The organism is Thermotoga sp. KOL6 (assembly GCF_002866025.1).
Lineage (GTDB): Bacteria > Thermotogota > Thermotogae > Thermotogales > Thermotogaceae > Thermotoga.
Window position 1 is genome coordinate 1 of sequence record NZ_LNDE01000002.1, and the last position, 17,655, is coordinate 17,655.

Consider the following 17,655-nt stretch of genomic DNA (forward strand, 5'->3'; position numbering starts at 1 on the left):
TAAGTATTTTTTGGCTAACATGAACTCTGCTTGGTGTATAATAAGCTAGCTTGGAGTAATTGTGAGGGGGGATGACCTATGGAAAAGAGAACTTTAGGAAAGACTGGTGAACAACTTTCAGTGGTAGGTTTTGGAGGAATCGTGGTTATGAATGAATCGATTGAAAGCGCAAAGAAAATCGTGGCGAAGGCTGTTGAAAGAGGTATAAACTACTTCGACGTGGCACCTTCTTACGGTGACGCTGAGAAGAAACTTGGTCCGGCTTTGAAGCCCTTCAGGGATGATGTCTTTCTTGCTTGTAAGACGATGGAGAGAACACGAGAAGGCGCTTGGAGAGAGTTGCATGAATCTTTGAAAAGACTTCAAACAGATCATTTCGATCTTTATCAGTTTCATGCTGTAACCACCCTAGAAGAAGTAGAACAAATTTTTGCCACTGGTGGTGCAATCGAAGCGTTCTTGAAAGCTCGAGAGGAAGATCTGATCAGGTACATAGGGTTTTCTGCTCACTCTGAAGAAGCCGCATTAGCTATGCTAGAGAGATTCGATTTTGATACGGTACTCTTTCCGTTAAATTGGGCAAGTTGGCTAGGAAAAGGATTTGGTCAGAAATTGTATGAGAAAGCCAAGGAAAGAAACATGGGCATTCTAGCAATAAAGGCTCTCGCCAAGAGACGGTTAAAAGAAAACGAAGAGAAGAAATGGCCGAAATGTTGGTACCATCCTGTCGATAGTTTCGAGGAAGCCTCCATGGCGCTTCGTTTTACGCTGTCCCTACCGGTGACTGCAGCTGTGAGCCCGAGTCATCAAGAATTCTTGTGGTGGATGTGCGACATTGTCGAAAATCATGGTACTTCGATTCGGGAGGAGGAAATAGAAACTCTGAAAGAAAAAGCAAAATCTTTGACACCAGTTTTTCCGCTGGATTAGCAGAAAAAATGTGAGGGGGCATTGATCCCCCTTGATTTGTTAAAGGGGGGTCTCAAACGATCAGTTGATGGTCTTTGTTGAAAAAGGCTTTGTATCCCAAAGCAAGAAAGATATTCACACTGATCGAAACTCCCCCGAGTATCCCAAGCATTATGGCAATTTGGTACTTTATGGCGGTTATTGGTGACGTTCCAGAGAGAATTTGTCCTGTCATCATTCCTGGAAGAAAGACGATCCCCATTCCGAGCATGGAATTTATTGTCGGGAGTATTGCAGAATCGAAAGCTTTGTCACTGAAAATCTTTGTTGCATCTTTGGGGTGAGCACCTAGCATCAATGCACCTTCAACCATAGACTTTTGGGCTAAAATGGATTCTGCTAGGTTTTTCACTCCCAGAGAAACTCCTGTCATGGAATTTCCTATTATCATTCCCGCAAGAGGGATGACGTATCTCGGATCGAACCAAGGATCGATTCTCACAACGATGTAGAGAAAATACGCCAAGCTTAAAAGAGTACCAGAACTCACAGAAATAGCTATAAAGAATTCCAATCGCGTTTTCACATTTTTTGGAAGGGACAGTTTCGTTCTTTTGTACACGTTATAGATTGCGAATGTTTCCATTACAAGAACCGTTATGATTGTGAACAAAGGTGTGGGATTTTCTAAAATGTATCCCAGAACGAAGCCTGCCATCATGAGCTGAAGTGTCATTCTAACAGACGCTATTAAAACATCCTTTTCTCTGGGAATTTTCCTTACTCTCAGAATGAGTATCAATATCAGAACGAAAATATAAGCGGTTGTCAGCTGTAGAAAACTGATGTCTATTGGTCCCATTTCAGACCCTCCCATTTTTGATTTCTACTATCGTGTCTGCGAATTGTTTCAGCTCTGATGCATGTGTAACTATGACGAGCGTTTTCCCTTTTTGGTGGGCAAAATCGATTACCTTACTTATTATTTCTACACCTGTTTCTTCATCCAATGAAGAGGTTGGTTCGTCGAGGAGAAACACTTCTGGATCCATGATGAGAACGCGTGCGAGTGCCAATCTTTGTTTTTCGCCTCCCGAGAACTTTTCCGGATCATCGGTTAAGGATTTTCGCAATTTCATAAAATCCAAGAATTTACTGAGTTCTTCATCGGAAGGGATGGGTTTTTCAGAAAATTTCAATCCTATGATGAGATTCTCTTTCACATTACCCGGGAAAATGACAGGAAATTGGGGTATCATGACCACTTTCCTTCTAAGTTCAATGGAATCTATTTCTTCAAGAGGTATTCCTTTGAAAAAAATTCTTCCTTTGTCTGGCGTGATCAATTTGTTCAGCATTTTCAGAAGTGTTGTCTTTCCCGATCCACTTTCGCCAACAATCACAGTGACCTTTTTTTCTGGAATGAAAAGCTTTTCGATCTTCAGAATATCTCTGTATTCTATGTTTTCAAGAAGAAACATATTCTATCCTCCCCTTGAACGCGCTGTGGGATGCTGCTATAATATGAAACAGGTGGAGAGGTGGCCGAGCGGCCTAAGGCGCTTGCCTGCTAAGCAAGTGTGGGGGTTTCCCCACCGTGGGTTCGAATCCCACCCTCTCCGCCAGTTTTTTTGTACGTGCCCGTAGCTCAGTTGGATAGAGCGCCAGACTGCGGATCTGGAGGCTGGGGGTTCGAATCCCCCCGGGCACGCCAACTCTTCTCCAATAAGTACCAAGCGATACCGTATCTGTATCCTTTTGTACTCACCGTCATTTTATCTGAGTATTTTTTCAAAAGAGCCAAAGTGATTATTCCACCTGCAAGAATCGTTTTTTCCCTTCCTTTTGGGAGTATGTTCAAGTTCTTCACCTCTTCGAAACTCATATCCTTTATTCTATCAACAATTTTTGAAACTTCTTTCGCGTTGAGAACGGATCCGTGGAGTTTTCTCAGATTCCACTCCCCAACTTTCAACGCTGCTAACGCCACGAAACTTCCACCAACCCCGAAAAGTTCTAATTTTCTCAATTCCGGAAGTGTTTTAACCACGTATCTTACGATATCGTCTATCGGTTTTTTGTATGGAAGTGTCAGGGAAAACGTGTGGTTTAGTACATGTGTTCCAAGTTCCAGACTCACGTATCCATCATTCCAGGAGAGCTCTAAACTTCCTCCGCCGAGGTCGGCAACTAGTATATTTTCTTTTTTAAAGTCTTTTGCTACCGATATGTAAGAGTAAAAAGCTTCTTCTGATTCAGAGAGTATCTTTCCTTTACCTTGCGTGATCTCGAAGAATACATCTGGGTTCTTTCTAAAAAAAGCAGTTCCAAAGGCAAACAATTGTGCCCCCATTTTTTTTGCTTTATTTTCGCATTCTTTAAACACCCTTTTGGCTTTCTCAAGTATTCCTTTTTCGTTTGAAGCTATTCCCACTTCGTACACTTCTTCAAGTTTCACTTCTCCGTTTTCCGAAAGAACGAGTAGAATGAACGAGTTACTCCCCATATCAAGTATTGCGATCACCTTTTCACCTCACTAATGTTAGAATATTTTTAGGAGGTGAAAGCATGAGCGTACAGATCGAAGTGGTGGATGTTCCTATTCCAGAGAACGCTAACATCATATTAGGACATTCCCATTTTATCAAAACTGTTGAAGATCTCTACGAAGTGATGGTAACAACGAATCCTAATTTGAAATTTGGAATCGCCTTCAATGAAGCGAGTGGCCCATGTCTTGTAAGGTATGAGGGGAACGACGAAGAGTTGGTGAAGCAGGCTATTGAAACCGCAAAAAGGATAGGAGCGGGTCACACGTTCGTTATTTACATAAGGGGAGGTTATCCCATAAACATATTGAATCAAATCAAAAATGTTCAAGAGGTGTGTAGAATATACACTGCAACAGCCAATCCTCTCCAGGTGATAGTTGGGATAACCTCACAGGGAAGAGCTGTTCTCGGAGTTGTGGATGGTTATTCACCAAAAGGTGTGGAGGAAGAAGAGGACAAAAACAAGAGACATGCGTTTCTTAGAGAGGTTACAAAATATAAGAAATGAACCCCCGATCATGCGGGGGTTCTGTTTTTTTTCTTTTCTACTTGTTTTCTTAATCTACAGAAAGAACAAACTTTTGCAGTCGTGGGATAACCACATTCTTCACATTCTCTCAAACCTTCCACTTCGTGTTTCGGTTCTTTCTTCCTTTTCAAGAAACCGAGGTAGAAATTCAAAGTGACACCTGGTTGTTCTTCTTCAAGTTCTCTCAAGAGTTTTTTGTAGATGAGGGAAGTTGCTCCGACGGAAAAAGGGCACGCCATTTCCAAGTGAGGTATCTCGTTGAGTTTTGCGTACAGTTTTATATCCTCTTCATAATTAAAAACGAGTGGTTTTGCTTTTGGAACGAGTTTTTCATGGGTTTTGGGTAGAAGCGGCCATTGTCTTTCAAGATAACCTTCTTGCCAGTGGAGAATGTTTCCAAGTAGGACAGAAGCTTCATCATTCAAGTTGTGTCCTGTTACTACTACATCGTAACCATTTTCATATGCAAACTTGTTCATGAGATATCTTCTAACCACACCACAGATCGAACAAACGGGTCTTCTCAAAATAATGGAAATCTCTTGAGTGGAAAGCCCATCAAAATATTGAGTGGCATCGACTACATGAAGTTTTGTATTAAGAATTTCCGCATTCTTTTCCACTATCTCCTGAGCTTTTTGCACCATTGCGCTTTTTCCAGCCCTGATGAACAACGCATCGACGTCGTATCCTAGCTTTTTCAATATGTGCCAGAGAGAAACACTGTCTTTACCACCTGAAACAGCTATTAGTATCTTCGAATCTTTTTTGAACATTCTGAATTTCTTTATAGCCTTTTCTACCCTTTGTTCTATAAACTCGTTGAAGTGTTCTTTACAAAGCTTGATGTTGTAGTGCCTCAGCTTCACTACGGCTGTCTTTTTGCATTTGGTACACTTCATCTTTTCCCTCCTTTCCGCAAAATCTATTCTTGAATTCGGTTCACTTAAATTGTACCATAGGAATTTGTGTAACCTTTTTTCACTGACGAGACCATCCGAATTTGGTACGAATAATTTTTACTTTATGCTTTCTTTTCGAACACATTTTGAACATTTTTGAAAGGTTCTGTGTCCATAAGGGTGATATAATGAAATTGGAAGACTCGGAGGTGATATCATGTTTGACAAGTTCTCGGAAAAGACGGCCCAGATTTTTGTGACCGCTCAAGAGGAAGCGAAAGAACTTGGGCACTCCTATGTAGGAACAGAACATCTCTTGCTCGCAATATTGAAAGTAGATAAAGGACCTGCAGTCGAAGTGCTCGAGGAGATGGGAGCTTCCTATTCAAAAGTGAGATCGGAAATCATCTCCATGGTGGGCATGGGGATGAGAGGTTTTGTCCCTTCACCGCAGATGACTCCCAGAGCCAAAAGGGTGACAGAACTTGCGTACGAGGAAGCGAAAATTCTTGGAAGCGATAAGATAAATCCAGAACATATCCTCCTTGGTATCTTGAGAGAAGGTGAAGGGATAGCGATCCACATCCTAAGAAAACTCGGTGTGGATCTTAACACTCTGAGGAGAGAGATCATAGATCTGTACTCTTATTCTTCCAATAGAAAATTGGAATATGAAGAAGAGGAAGAGTACACGTACAGAACGGTCAAACAACTCGAAGGTTTTGGAGTGAATCTCACGGAACTTGCTGCTAAAAAGGAATTAGATCCTGTGATTGGAAGAGAAGAAGAAATAGAAAGAGTGATGCAAGTTCTTGTTCGAAGAAAGAAAAACAATCCTGTCTTGATAGGAGATCCGGGAGTCGGTAAAACCGCTATTGTAGAAGGATTGGCTCAGAGAATTGTGGCGGGTGACGTACCGGAAATACTGAAGAACAAGGTCATATTTTCCCTAGATGTTGCGGCTCTAGTTGCTGGAACCAAATACAGAGGTGAATTCGAAAAGAGGATGAAGAAACTTCTTCAGATAGTAACAAAGGACAAAAACATAATTCTCTTCATAGATGAAATACATACCATCGTTGGAGCGGGATCTGCAGAGGGAGCCATTGATGCTGCCAATATTTTGAAGCCGGCTCTTGCTCGTGGTGAAATAAGCTGTATAGGCGCAACAACTCCCGACGAGTACAGGAAATACATCGAGAAGGATGCAGCACTTGAGAGAAGGTTTCAGAAAATATATGTGAAAGAACCTACTGAAGAAGAGACCCTCGAAATTTTGCGCGGTTTGAAAAAGAAATACGAGTCGCATCATAGAGTAATTTACACAGATAAAGCCTTGGAAGCAGCGGTTTATCTTTCTAAAAGGTACATAACGGACCATTATCTGCCGGATAAGGCAATAGATGTCATTGATGAAGCGGGTGCTCGGGCGAGGCTCAAAGTCTTTGTGATACCCCCCGAGTTGAAACTTGTGAAAAACGAACTCGAAAGAATAAAGGCCGATAAAGAACTCGCCGTCTTGAATCAAGATTACGAAAAGGCAGCTCAACTCAAAGAAAAGGAAATGGAATTGGAAGCAGAATACAGAAAGAAATACTCTGAATGGAGAAAGAAAGCGGAAACTTCCATAGTAACAGTAGATGTCGACGATATAGCAGAAGTGGTTTCCTCTTGGACAGGTGTGCCTCTCAAGAAGATCGAAGAAACGGAAGTGGAGAAACTCCTCAATCTTGAAGAAGCTCTCCATCAGAGGATCGTTGCTCAAGACGAAGCCATAAAAGCTGTTGCAAGGGCTATAAGAAGAGCGAGAAGTGGATTGAAAGATCCGAGAAGACCAATAGGAGTCTTCCTCTTCTTAGGACCAACTGGTGTCGGTAAGACAGAGCTTGCAAAGGCTCTTGCAGAGTATCTGTTTGGTGACGAAAAGGCGCTTATCAGATTCGATATGAGTGAGTACATGGAAAGGTTCTCCGTCTCGAGACTCATCGGGGCACCTCCAGGATACGTGGGTTACGAGGAAGGAGGAACGTTAACCGAAAAAGTCAGAAGAAGACCATTTTCCGTCATACTGTTTGATGAGATAGAAAAAGCACATCCCGATGTTTTCAACTTGCTTCTTCAGATCATGGACGATGGGAGGCTCACAGATTCTCAGGGGCGAGAGGTAGACTTCAGGAATACGATCATAATAATGACAAGCAATATTGGAAGCTCCTACATCAACAAATCTAAGAGAACCCTGGGTTTTGTCGGGGGCGATGATGAAGAAAAAGAATTCGAACAGATAAAGGATTTCGTTCTAGATGAAGTGAAGAGAACCTTCAGACCTGAATTTTTGAACAGGATTGACGAGACGATTATTTTCCATCCTCTCAGGAAAGAGCATATAGAACAGATAATCGAGATACTTCTTAGAGATCTCAGAAAGAGACTTGCAGAAAAGAACATGAAACTCGTTTTGACGAAAAGTGCAAAAGAATTTCTTGTCGAAAAAGGATTCGATCCTGTGTACGGTGCGCGACCGCTGAAGAGAGCTATTCAAAGGTATGTGGAAGATCCTCTGTCGGAAGAGATTCTCAGGAATAAATTTACAGACGGGGACACCATTGTATGTAGAGCTTACAAAAATGCTCTCAGATTTACCAAGAAGAAAGAAAAGAAGGAGAAGGTGGTTCAGTGAAGAAGTTTGTGTGTTCCAATTGTGGCTATATTTCTCCAAAATGGTTTGGAAGATGTCCCCAGTGCGGAGAATACGATACAGCTGAAGAAGTGATGCAGAAAAAGAAAGACAGGGAGGGGAAACCCTCCCTGCTTTTAAACTTAGAGGTTGCTGGAAAAACTTCTCTTGAAAGAATATCCACGGGTTTTTCTGAATTGGATAGGGTTTTTAAAGGAGGTATTATACCCGGACAGGTTATTCTCCTTTCTGGAGAGCCTGGTATAGGGAAGAGCACTCTGGCACTCCAACTTGCGGAGAAATTCGCTGAGTATGGTTCAGTTATTTACATTTCTGGTGAAGAGTCACCTCATCAATTGAAGATGAGAGCCGATAGACTTGTTTTGAAACGAAAAGAGAACATTTTTCTCTCTGTCGAAAACGATGTAGATGAGGTGATAGCCGCCCTTCAAGATAAAAATGTTAAGCTCATAATTGTGGATTCTCTTCAAACAGTTTTTTCTTCTGAGCTCGGTAGTAGTCCGGGTAGCGTGTCTCAAGTAAAAAATGTAACAATGAAGGCAATTGATTTCGCAAAGAGAAAAAACGTTCCTGTGTTATTGATTGGGCATGTGACAAAAGAGGGAGAAATAGCCGGGCCGAAACTTGTGGAACACATGGTGGACACTGTTGCGTATTTCGAAGGAGACAGACGAACCGGCCTGAGAATACTGAAAATCACGAAGAACAGGTTTGGTCCCTCAGACGAGGTAGCAGTTTTTGAACTTGGTGAGAAAGGCTTCTCCCAAGTGGAAAACCCCTCTTTCACCGAGGAAGAAACGGATCTTCCGGGGAACGCACTCACTTGTGTTTTCGAAGGGACGAAACCTTTTGTCGTTCAAATACAGGCTCTTGTTTCCAAGAACAAAACGTTTTCACCGAAAAGGGTGTGTAAAGGGATAGATGTCAACAAAGTGATGCTTTTAATAGCGGTTCTCAGCAAGCTTTTGAAACTTCCTATAGAGGCTCACGACGTTTATGTGAACGTGGTGGGAGGTCTCAAAATAACGGATCCAGCAGCGGATCTCGCCATAGCGCTGGCCATTGTTTCTTCCTATTTGGAAATTCCTCTTCACAACACAGTGGCTATTGGTGAAATTGGTTTGGACGGAAGAGTGAGAAAGGTTTACAATATTAATAGAAGATTGAACTCTCTGAAGAGTTTTGGAAAAATCATCGCACCTCCCGTGGAAGAAAAAACCGAGAGAATCCTACCCGTTCGTGATTTGAAAGAGGCGGTTTCCCTTATTGGGGGTGAGGTATTTGGTTCCTGAGGAATTGATCGAAAAGATAAAACTCATATCTCCCGGAACCGAACTGAGGAAAGCCCTTGATGACATCATAAATGCCAACTTTGGTGCACTCCTTTTCCTTGTCGATGATCCCAAAAAATACGAAGATGTCATACAAGGGGGATTTTGGTTAGACACGGATTTTTCTGCAGAGAAAGTTTATGAGCTCTCGAAAATGGATGGAGCCATAGTTTTATCTGAAGACCTCACACGAATATATTATGCGAACGTTCATTTGGTCCCAGATCCTACTATTCCTACTGGAGAAACTGGAACGAGACACAGAACCGCTGAAAGATTGGCAAAACAAACGGGTAAGGTTGTCATCGCTGTTTCCAGAAGGAGAAACATAATATCTCTTTATTACAAAAATTACAAGTATGTTGTGAATCAAGTCGATTTTCTCATATCAAAAGTAACACAAGCGATCAGCACTCTAGAGAAATACAAAGATAACTTCAACAAACTTCTTTCTGAACTAGAAGTGCTTGAGCTTGAGAACAGAGTAACCCTTGCTGACGTTGTGAAGACTTTGATAAAAGGTATAGAACTTCTGAAAATATCGGAGGAAATAAGGCCTTATATAGTAGAGCTTGGAGAAGAAGGTAGACTTGCAAGAATGCAACTCAGGGAACTAATCGAGGACGTGGATGATTTGTTGATTCTTTTGATAATGGATTACTCCTCGGACGAGGTGGATGAAGAAGCCGCAAAAAACATTCTTGTGGATTTCATCAGCCGAAGGGAACCTTCACCTGTTTCCATCTCGAGGGCGTTAGGATACGATGTGCAGCAAGCGGCTCAATTGGATGATATTCTTGTTTCTGCGAGAGGATACAGATTGTTGAAAACAGCCGCTCGTATTCCTCTCAGTATAGGTTACAATGTTGTTAAAATGTTCAAAACACTGGACCAGATCAGTAAAGCATCTGTTGAAGATTTGAAAAAAGTTGAAGGAATCGGCGAAAAAAGAGCGAAAGCGATATCGGAAAGTATCAATTCTTTGAAACATAGAAGAGCTGCCGAGTGAGTATGGTAATATATCTTATGAAGAAGTTTTTTTAAAAATAATTTGAGAAATTTATCACAAAATGATGGAACTAATTTCAAGGGGAGGTGCTTCGCTTTGGCAGAAGTGAATATTTTCATAAATGGTAGAAATTTGACCGTGCCGGATAACCTCACAGTTCTAGAAGCTTGTGAAAGAGCTGGTGTTGAAGTACCTGCTTTGTGCCATCATCCAAGACTTGGAGAATCGATAGGTGCATGTAGAGTCTGTGTGGTGGAAATAGAAGGTGCACGGAATCTACAACCGGCTTGTGTTACCAAAGTGAGAGATGGGATGGTTATAAAAACTTCTTCGGAAAGAGTCAAAACTGCTAGAAAATTCAATTTAGCTCTCCTTTTGTCCGAACATCCGAACGATTGTATGACCTGTGAGGCAAATGGAAGGTGTGAATTTCAAGATTTGATTTACAAATACGATGTTGAACCAATTTTCGGCTACGGTTCGAAAGAAGGATTGGTGGACAAAAGCAGTCCTGCCATCGTTAGGGAGATTGCCAAGTGTATAAAGTGTCAAAGATGTGTGAGAGCCTGTTCCGAGATTCAGGGTATGCATATCTATTCTATGGTGGAGAGAGGTTACAAAACGTATCCTGGAACCCCCTTCGACATGCCTGTTTATGAGACTGATTGTATTGGATGTGGTCAGTGTGCAACGTTCTGTCCAACTGGAGCGATCGTGGAAAATTCCGCCGTCAAAGTCGTTCTTGAAGAGTTGGAGAAGAAAGAAAAAATTCTCGTTGTTCAAACAGCTCCCTCGGTTAGAGTCGCGATTGGTGAAGAGTTTGGATATTCACCTGGTACGATTTCAACAGGACAATTGGTTGCTGCTCTCAGAAGACTCGGTTTTGATTACGTGTTCGATACGAACTTCGGAGCGGACCTTACTATCATGGAGGAAGGAAACGAGTTTCTCGAAAGACTCGAAAAAGGTGATTTGGAAGACCTCCCAATGTTCACATCTTGTTGTCCTGGTTGGGTAAATCTAGTTGAAAAAGTCTATCCTGAGCTCAGGACAAGACTTTCCAGTGCCAAATCTCCTCAAGGAATGCTTTCTGCTATGGTAAAGACTTACTTCGCTGAGAAGTTGGGAGTGAGGCCCGAAGATATTTTCCATGTTTCGATCATGCCTTGTACTGCGAAAAAGGACGAAGCATTGAGAAAGCAGCTCATGGTGAACGGTGTACCGGCTGTAGATGTGGTTCTCACAACAAGAGAACTTGGAAAACTGATAAGGATAAAGGGTATTCCGTTTGCCAACCTTCCTGAAGAAGAATACGATGCACCGCTCGGTATATCCACAGGTGCAGCTGCACTTTTCGGTGTAACAGGTGGTGTGATGGAAGCCGCTTTGAGGACTGCATACGAACTGAAGACGGGTAGGGCCCTTCCTAAACTTGTATTTGAAGATGTGAGGGGATTGAAAGGAGTCAAAGAAGCAGAAGTAGATCTGGACGGCCAAAAGATCAAAATAGCAGTCGTTCACGGAACGGCGAACACACGGAGGTTAATAGAAAAAATTCTAAGGAGAGAAGTGAAGTATCACTTTGTCGAAGTCATGGCATGTCCCGGTGGTTGTATCGGTGGAGGAGGGCAACCCTACAGTAGAGATCCGGAAATTCTCAGAAAGAGAGCAGAAGCTATCTACACGATCGACGAGAGAATGACGCTCAGAAAATCTCATGAGAATCCTGCTATAAAGAAGCTTTATGAGGAGTATCTTGGACATCCACTCAGTCACAAAGCACATGAGCTCCTTCACACTTATTACGAAGACAGATCGAGAAAGAAGAAGCTTGCGGTAAAATGAGGAGGGGAAAACCCCTCCTCATTTTTTCTCTGGAGGTGATCAATGTGAAAAAGTGTGTTATCACACTCTTTCTTTTGATCGCTGTGGTGTTCTTTGGAGTAAAACTTCTCAATCCATTTGGGCCGGCTTTGATACCAGTTCTTCCCATAATGGAAGGGAAGATTCCATATGATGTACAGGTTGAAATATGGAAAAACCCTGAAGAAGCGGTTGCTAAGCTCGTATCTGGAGAAGCAGATTTTGCCATTCTTCCTGTAACGGTCGGTGCAAATCTTTACGCCAAGGGTGTGAGAATTCGACTGGTGGGTGTTCACGAGTGGAAAGTCTTTTATCTCGTAGCTGCCAGTGACGTCTCTTTCGAGGGTTGGGAAAGTCTTCGAGGGAAAGAGGTTTACACTCCCCATGGGAGAGGCCAAACGGTGGATGTTTTGATGAGATACTTCCTCACGAAAGCGGGTTTGGAGCCAGATAAGGATGTGAAGATACTATACGCACCACCTCAAGAGATAGTTGTTCTTTTCAAATCGGGAAAGATAAAGTACGCAGCTCTTCCTGAACCTTTCGTTACCTTGTGTTTGGACAAAGGAAGAGTGGTTTTCGACTTCCAGAAAGAGTGGGGTCGAGAGATAGGAGTTCCCGATAGAATCCCGATTGCTGGCCTTTTCGCAATGGAAGGAATAAGTAAAGAAACAATTGAAACGGTAGAAAAAGCCCTCGTTTCATCGCTCGAGTGGATGAAAGAGAATCTCGAAGAAACCGTTCGACTTTCTTCAGAAAAATTAGGAATGCCGTACAACGTTCTCAAATCTTCTCTTGAAAGAATGGTTTTCTATTATGTTCCGATTGAAGATTGTAAAAAGGAAGTCTCTATCTTCCTTGAAAAATTGAACGAGCTTTATCCGGAAGGCTTACAAAAAGTCCCTGACGAAGGTTTCTATGAAGAATGAAGCTGATTTTAGGTATTCTTTTTGTCCTTGTCTTGTGGCAAATTTTACATTTTCTTTTTCCCTCTTCTCTTCTTCTGCCGAGTCCCGTTGAAACGCTCCGTGTATTTCTTGAAATAATGAACGAGAGAACGTTAATGGCGCTTTTGAGTACAGTGTGGAAAGGAATTGTTTCAACGGGGCTTGTTGTTCTTATTGGACTTCCTATCGGATTTCTCATGGGAATAAATGACAGAGTATACGAGATATTGCGTCCTCTTGTAACTGTGGTTCAAGCCGTTCCCGTTGTATCTTGGCTTGCGATAGTAGTGTTCCTGTGGGGTATAGGATGGCAAGGGCCCGTTGTGATTTCGTTCCTCTCGCTCCTCCCTGTAGCTGTTTTCACAACAGTTTCCGGTGTTAGAAGTGTGGATAAGAAGCTCATCGAAGTAATGAGAGTGTATAAGGTTTCCCGACTCGTTGTTTTGAAAGAGGTCTACCTCGGCTCTCTTTGGCCTTTCATTCTTTCTATACTGGAGGTATCTTCCGGGAATATTTGGAAAGCTGTTATCATGGCAGAATATCTTTGCGGAGACAGAGGAATTGGTGTTCTGATATCTTGGGCAAGACAGTACGTGGACGTACCTCGTGTGTACGCTCTTACGATATTGGCAGTTGTACTCGGGATTACCTCTGAAAGAATAGTAAAGATATTCACAGGAAAGGTCTGGCGAAAATGGCGAGTATCTTAAAGGTGAACGATCTGTACAAGGATTTTAGGGGAGTACCAGTGATAGAGAAGTGGAGTTTTGAAGTGAGGAAGGGAGAAAGAATGGCCCTTCTTGGACCCTCAGGTTGTGGAAAAACCACGTTTCTTAGAATCGTGGCGGGATTGGAGAATTTTCAAGGAAGAGTAGAGGTCCTTGCAAAAAGATTAGGATACGTATTTCAAGAGCCTAGACTGATTCCATGGAAGACTATCGAAGAGAACCTCAAAATAGTAGGATATGGACAGGATAGAATATCTTTCTACCTTGAAAGATTGGGACTGAAAGGATATGAGAGTTATTACCCGTGGCAACTTAGCGAAGGAATGAAGCAAAGAGTGAACTTCATAAGAGCTTTGCTTGTGGAACCAGACTTGTTGCTATTGGATGAACCTTTTGATGCTTTGGATCTCAAGATGAAAATTCACGTGATGGATCTTCTACTCGAGATGTGGCGAAAAAAAGAAAATACCATCTTGTTCGTCACTCATAATGTGAAGGAAGCAGCTTTTCTTGCAAACAGGATCCTCCTTCTCTCTGGAAGACCTTCCAGAATTGTCGATGCATTCAGAATAGAGAAACAGGTGGGATCTTTTTTAGATGATAAATTGTTTGAGATAGAGAGAGAAGTGGTCGAGAGAATTCTCAACCTACTTCGATGAGCTTTATTTCTTCCGGTAACTCTATCTCCTCAACATTGATCTCTTGAACGTCTTCTCTTGCCCATTCTAGAAGTTTCAAGTCGGTGTACAGATTTGCCACTTTGAAACCACTCAAACCATGTTGTCTTACTCCGAAAAACTCTCCGGGTCCTCTTGTTTTCAAGTCGTACTCAGCTATTTTGAACCCGTCTGTATTCATAGCGAAGAACCTTAACCTTTCCATCGCCTCTTTTCCCACATCACCCACCACGAGAAAACAATAAGCTTCTTGTCCACCCCTTCCTACTCTCCCACGGAGTTGGTGAAGTTGAGCAAGCCCGAATCTTTCGGGGTTTTCTATCACCATTACGTTCGCATTCGGAACATCGATCCCCACCTCTATCACTGTGGTTGAGACTAAAATATCGTACCTTCTCTCTGCAAACTCCAACATAACCTTGTCTTTTTCTTCCTGAGAGAGTTTCCCGTGCATGAGACCAACTCGAAACTCCGGAAAGACTTCCTCTGAAAGGTATTTGTACATTTCCACAGCTGATTTTGCGTTCAACTTATCCGATTCCTCTATAAGAGGATACACAATAAAAGCCTGTCCGCCTTTCAGTACTTCCTGCCTCACAAAATCGTAGACTTCATGCACCCTATCCATGGTCAAGAGCATGGTTTGTACTTCCTTCCTTCCGGGTGGCATTTCATCTATTATGGTGACGTCCAAATCACCGTAGAAAGCAAGAGCCATGCTTCGGGGAATGGGAGTGGCACTCATCACAAGGGTGTCTACCATTTTTCCTTTGTTCATGAGGGCTTCTCTTTGTTTTACCCCAAAGCGATGTTGTTCATCAATAATAACGAGACCTAAATTTTTAAAGCGTACGTCTTCCTGAATCAAAGCATGAGTCCCTATCACGATATCTATTTGACCATTCTTCAGACCAGATTTGATTTTTTCTTTCTCAGAGGGAGAGGTTGCTCCAATGAGAAGAGATACGTGAATATCGAACTTGGAAAAGCTTTCGACGGTTCTTCTGTAATGTTGAATCGCGAGAATGGATGTAGGAACCATAAAAGCCGTCTGAAATCCTGCCTCATAGTTATCCAACATGGCAAGCTGGGCAACTACGGTTTTCCCGGATCCCACGTCTCCTTGTAAAAGTCTGTTCATGGGTTTTTCTGAGATCATATCTTTTCTTATTTCTTCATGAGCTCTTTTCTGTGCCTTGGTTAACTCAAAAGGAAGAGACTTTACAAACTCTTCTGCGAGTTTACCTTCAATTTTCTTTGGTATACCACCGTGTTTTTCCCTTTCCTTTCTTATTTTCCAGAAGGCAAGTTGGAGTTTGAACAACTCTTCATAAGCCAATCTTTCCCGAGATTTTTCAAGGTGATAAAAGGTTTTAGGAAAGTGCATGCCATAGTAGGCGTTCTTTATATCGAGAAGATTTCTCTTTTTTAGTATTCTTTCCGGGAGAGTTTCATCTAAAGAGCAACAGAGAGTAGGTATATTTTCCTCAAAAATTTTTCTCATCTGTTTTTGTGAGAGACCAGAGGTCAGTCGATATATCGGTAATATTTTTCTGATCGTTTCTTTTTCCCTTGGGAGTACTTCGGCGTTGTGAATTTCGAATTGACCTGTGTAGGGATTCGCTTTTACCGTGCCGGTTACGAACACCTCTTTTCCGATTAGTTGTTTCAGTTGATTTTGAAGATAATCCTGGTTGAACCATTTCAACAGTACGTGAACCAAACCATCAGATAAAACAGCGATGATCATATTCATGTTTTGGAATTTTTTCTTTTCGACACTTGAAAGCTTTCCTTGGGTCGTTACTTTTTCGCCGGGTACCAATTCATTTAATTTTATGATCTTTCTTCTGTCTTCGTAATCTCTTGGGAAGAACTCAAGAAGATCTTTCAAAGTTTCTATCTCGAGCTTTTTCAGTTTTTTCTTTCTTCCAGGCCCCACTCCTTTTGCGTATTGAACATCCGTTGAAAGATCTACCTTTTCGCGCGAAGCGCAATTTACGCTTTCTATCAGATACCATCTTCTGAGTTTTTCTATCATCTCACACGATTTTTCCGTTCTATACCTTTTTCTCGTTTCTGGAAGATTTGGGATTTTCCTCACGTAGTCGAGAAATGCTTCGAATTTTTTCTGTAAATCTTCACTTTCCAACAAAGGATCATCTAGCTCCTTCAGGAGCTGGAAAATTTTTTTCTCATTCAATTGATCTTTCTTCAACATTTGCTCTATCTCACCAAGAAATTCTTCAAGAAGAATTGTCAGATCACCCCGTGAGGAAAGAAAGAATGCAGAATATCTGGAAGAGAATAAACGAAACGATTGCGAGAACCATAAGAGCGAAGATGAGAATGAATCCCTTATTCCACATAGCCTATGTACGGAAGATTTCGGTATTTTTCGTCTATGTCGAGACCGTATCCGACAAGGAATTTGTCTCCCATCTTGAATCCAACAAAATCTAGTGGAACTCCATGATCATGAACTGTTTTTTCAATGAGGCTCACTATCTTAAAATCTTTGGGTTTGTACTTCTTCAAGTATCGAACTATGTGCTGAAGTGTCAATCCAGTGTCAACAATATCTTCCACAAGAAGAACATACTCATCGTGAATAGATTCATCGATCCAAGATTTCACTCTGATTCTTCCCGAAGAGGAGGTTCCTTGGTAACTGGAAACATGGATGAACGAATACTTCACGTTCAGATTTCTAATGTTCAGCATTAGATCACTAAAGAAGTGGATTGAACCCTTCAGAATACACACAGCGTGTATGGTATCTGTTTTGTCTTTGTAGTAATCTTCTATTTCTTGGGCGAGCTCTTTCACTCTCTTTTTCAAAGTTTCTTCATCTATCAGTACTTTTATCATTCCTGCACCTCCATGACGACAACTTTTCTTTCAGTGGGTTTTTCAAAAATCTCCAGAACATTTCCTACTCTCTCATAGCTGTCGAACAGTTTCAGAAAATCGTCCACTGGGAGGATGTTGAATTTCATATATTTCGTTTTGTAGTGCATGGGAATGATAACCTTTGCCTGCAACATTTCAGAAACCTCTTTTGCCTCTTTTGGGCCAATCGTATACGTCCCACCAACGGGCACCAAGAGAATGTCGACTGCCCCTATTTCTCTTATCTGAGCTGGTGTCAGCACGTGCCCTAGATCTCCGAGATGACAAACTTTCAAACCTTCACCTTCGAAGACGAAAACGATGTTTTTTCCACGCTCTTTTCCGTGTTTTTGGTCATGGAATGTCTCCACACCTTTTATTTTGACTCCATTCACCGTGTAGATTCCAGGTCTGTTTATCACTCGGAAGTTTCCCTTTATCAGATGATGTGCGTTGTGATCAAAGTGTTGATGACTTTCCGTGACCACATCGGCTGTTACATTTGGTATAGGATAACCTACGCTTTCGTCGAATGGATCGGTAACAATCGTTATTCCTTCTATTTCCAACGAGAAACATGCGTGTCCGAACCAGGTGATCTTCATACCGATCCCCCCT

Annotated in this window: 15 protein-coding genes, 2 tRNA genes and 1 pseudogene; 11 read left to right on the top strand and 7 right to left on the bottom strand. The window is 42.0% G+C overall.

Annotated elements, in window-relative coordinates; translation table 11 throughout:
• Positions 1 to 78: 78 nt before the first annotated feature.
• Positions 79 to 930: an aldo/keto reductase gene (locus AS005_RS04140; protein ID WP_101510456.1), complete on the top strand. Its 852-nt coding sequence runs from the start codon at positions 79 to 81 to the stop codon at positions 928 to 930.
• A 52-nt stretch (positions 931 to 982) separates the two neighbouring features.
• Here the strand turns inward: AS005_RS04140 and fetB are convergent, their stop codons facing one another.
• Both fetB and AS005_RS04150 read right to left on the bottom strand, forming a co-directional pair.
• Positions 983 to 1,771, bottom strand: coding sequence for an iron export ABC transporter permease subunit FetB (gene fetB / locus AS005_RS04145; RefSeq protein ID WP_101510457.1), 789 nt, complete (start codon positions 1,769 to 1,771; stop codon positions 983 to 985).
• A 1-nt stretch (position 1,772) separates the two neighbouring features.
• Positions 1,773 to 2,390 carry an ATP-binding cassette domain-containing protein gene (locus AS005_RS04150; protein WP_101510458.1) on the bottom strand — a complete coding sequence of 206 codons (618 nt, stop codon included), beginning with the start codon at positions 2,388 to 2,390 and terminating at the stop codon, positions 1,773 to 1,775.
• Between the two features lie 54 nt (positions 2,391 to 2,444).
• On the opposite strand from AS005_RS04150, the gene AS005_RS04155 reads away from it, so the two are divergent.
• Positions 2,445 to 2,534 (top strand) — tRNA-Ser (locus tag AS005_RS04155).
• A 12-nt stretch (positions 2,535 to 2,546) separates the two neighbouring features.
• Positions 2,547 to 2,623, top strand: a tRNA-Arg gene (locus tag AS005_RS04160).
• 21 nt (positions 2,624 to 2,644) lie between these two features.
• Here the strand turns inward: AS005_RS04160 and AS005_RS08880 are convergent.
• Positions 2,645 to 3,415, bottom strand: a pseudogene (locus AS005_RS08880) (guanosine polyphosphate pyrophosphohydrolase); the annotation flags it as partial.
• 62 nt (positions 3,416 to 3,477) lie between these two features.
• Between AS005_RS08880 and AS005_RS04170 the strand changes: the two are divergent.
• Positions 3,478 to 3,969 (top strand): adenosine-specific kinase, encoded by a 492-nt coding sequence (locus tag AS005_RS04170; RefSeq protein WP_199203843.1) that lies wholly within the window; start codon positions 3,478 to 3,480, stop codon positions 3,967 to 3,969.
• 8 nt (positions 3,970 to 3,977) lie between these two features.
• Here AS005_RS04170 and AS005_RS04175 read toward each other — a convergent pair whose 3' ends face one another.
• Positions 3,978 to 4,892 carry an ATP-binding protein gene (locus AS005_RS04175; RefSeq protein WP_101510459.1) on the bottom strand — a complete coding sequence of 305 codons (915 nt, stop codon included), beginning with the start codon at positions 4,890 to 4,892 and terminating at the stop codon, positions 3,978 to 3,980.
• Positions 4,893 to 5,109: 217 nt separating this feature from the next.
• Here AS005_RS04175 and AS005_RS04180 point away from each other — a divergent pair, with 217 nt between their 5' ends.
• From AS005_RS04180 to AS005_RS04210, 7 genes are all read left to right on the top strand, one after another.
• Positions 5,110 to 7,572 (top strand): ATP-dependent Clp protease ATP-binding subunit, encoded by a 2,463-nt coding sequence (locus AS005_RS04180; RefSeq protein ID WP_101510460.1) that lies wholly within the window; start codon positions 5,110 to 5,112, stop codon positions 7,570 to 7,572.
• Positions 7,569 to 8,882, top strand: coding sequence for a DNA repair protein RadA (radA, locus tag AS005_RS04185; RefSeq protein ID WP_101510461.1), 1,314 nt, complete (start codon positions 7,569 to 7,571; stop codon positions 8,880 to 8,882). Before AS005_RS04180 ends, radA begins: the two co-directional genes overlap by 4 nt.
• A complete protein-coding gene (gene disA, locus AS005_RS04190) occupies positions 8,872 to 9,930 on the top strand; it encodes a DNA integrity scanning diadenylate cyclase DisA (protein ID WP_199203844.1) in 1,059 nt (352 codons plus the stop codon). The genes radA and disA overlap by 11 nt, the downstream gene beginning before the upstream one ends.
• A 96-nt stretch (positions 9,931 to 10,026) precedes the next feature.
• The gene (locus AS005_RS04195; protein ID WP_199203845.1) at positions 10,027 to 11,775 is read left to right on the top strand and encodes an NADH-dependent [FeFe] hydrogenase, group A6; all 1,749 of its coding nucleotides are present in this window, start codon (positions 10,027 to 10,029) and stop codon (positions 11,773 to 11,775) included.
• 44 nt (positions 11,776 to 11,819) lie between these two features.
• Entirely contained in the window at positions 11,820 to 12,722 is a 903-nt protein-coding gene (locus tag AS005_RS04200) for an ABC transporter substrate-binding protein (protein ID WP_101510464.1), read from the top strand.
• Positions 12,719 to 13,450: an ABC transporter permease gene (locus tag AS005_RS04205; RefSeq protein WP_101510465.1), complete on the top strand. Its 732-nt coding sequence runs from the start codon at positions 12,719 to 12,721 to the stop codon at positions 13,448 to 13,450. Before AS005_RS04200 ends, AS005_RS04205 begins: the two co-directional genes overlap by 4 nt.
• Positions 13,435 to 14,127, top strand: a complete 693-nt coding sequence (locus AS005_RS04210) for an ABC transporter ATP-binding protein (RefSeq protein WP_101510466.1) — start codon at positions 13,435 to 13,437, stop codon at positions 14,125 to 14,127. The genes AS005_RS04205 and AS005_RS04210 overlap by 16 nt, the downstream gene beginning before the upstream one ends.
• Here the strand turns inward: AS005_RS04210 and recG are convergent.
• The 3 genes from recG to AS005_RS04225 all read right to left on the bottom strand — a co-directional run bounded on the left by recG (position 14,111) and on the right by AS005_RS04225 (position 17,642).
• Positions 14,111 to 16,408 carry an ATP-dependent DNA helicase RecG gene (gene recG / locus AS005_RS04215; protein ID WP_101510467.1) on the bottom strand — a complete coding sequence of 766 codons (2,298 nt, stop codon included), beginning with the start codon at positions 16,406 to 16,408 and terminating at the stop codon, positions 14,111 to 14,113. The two genes, AS005_RS04210 and recG, sit on opposite strands and share 17 nt — an antisense overlap.
• Positions 16,409 to 16,503: 95 nt before the next feature.
• Positions 16,504 to 17,016: a hypoxanthine phosphoribosyltransferase gene (gene hpt, locus AS005_RS04220; RefSeq protein WP_101510468.1), complete on the bottom strand. Its 513-nt coding sequence runs from the start codon at positions 17,014 to 17,016 to the stop codon at positions 16,504 to 16,506.
• Complete coding sequence (locus AS005_RS04225) at positions 17,013 to 17,642, bottom strand: MBL fold metallo-hydrolase (RefSeq protein WP_101510469.1); 630 nt, start codon at positions 17,640 to 17,642, stop codon at positions 17,013 to 17,015. Before AS005_RS04225 ends, hpt begins: the two co-directional genes overlap by 4 nt.
• Positions 17,643 to 17,655 lie beyond the last annotated feature (13 nt).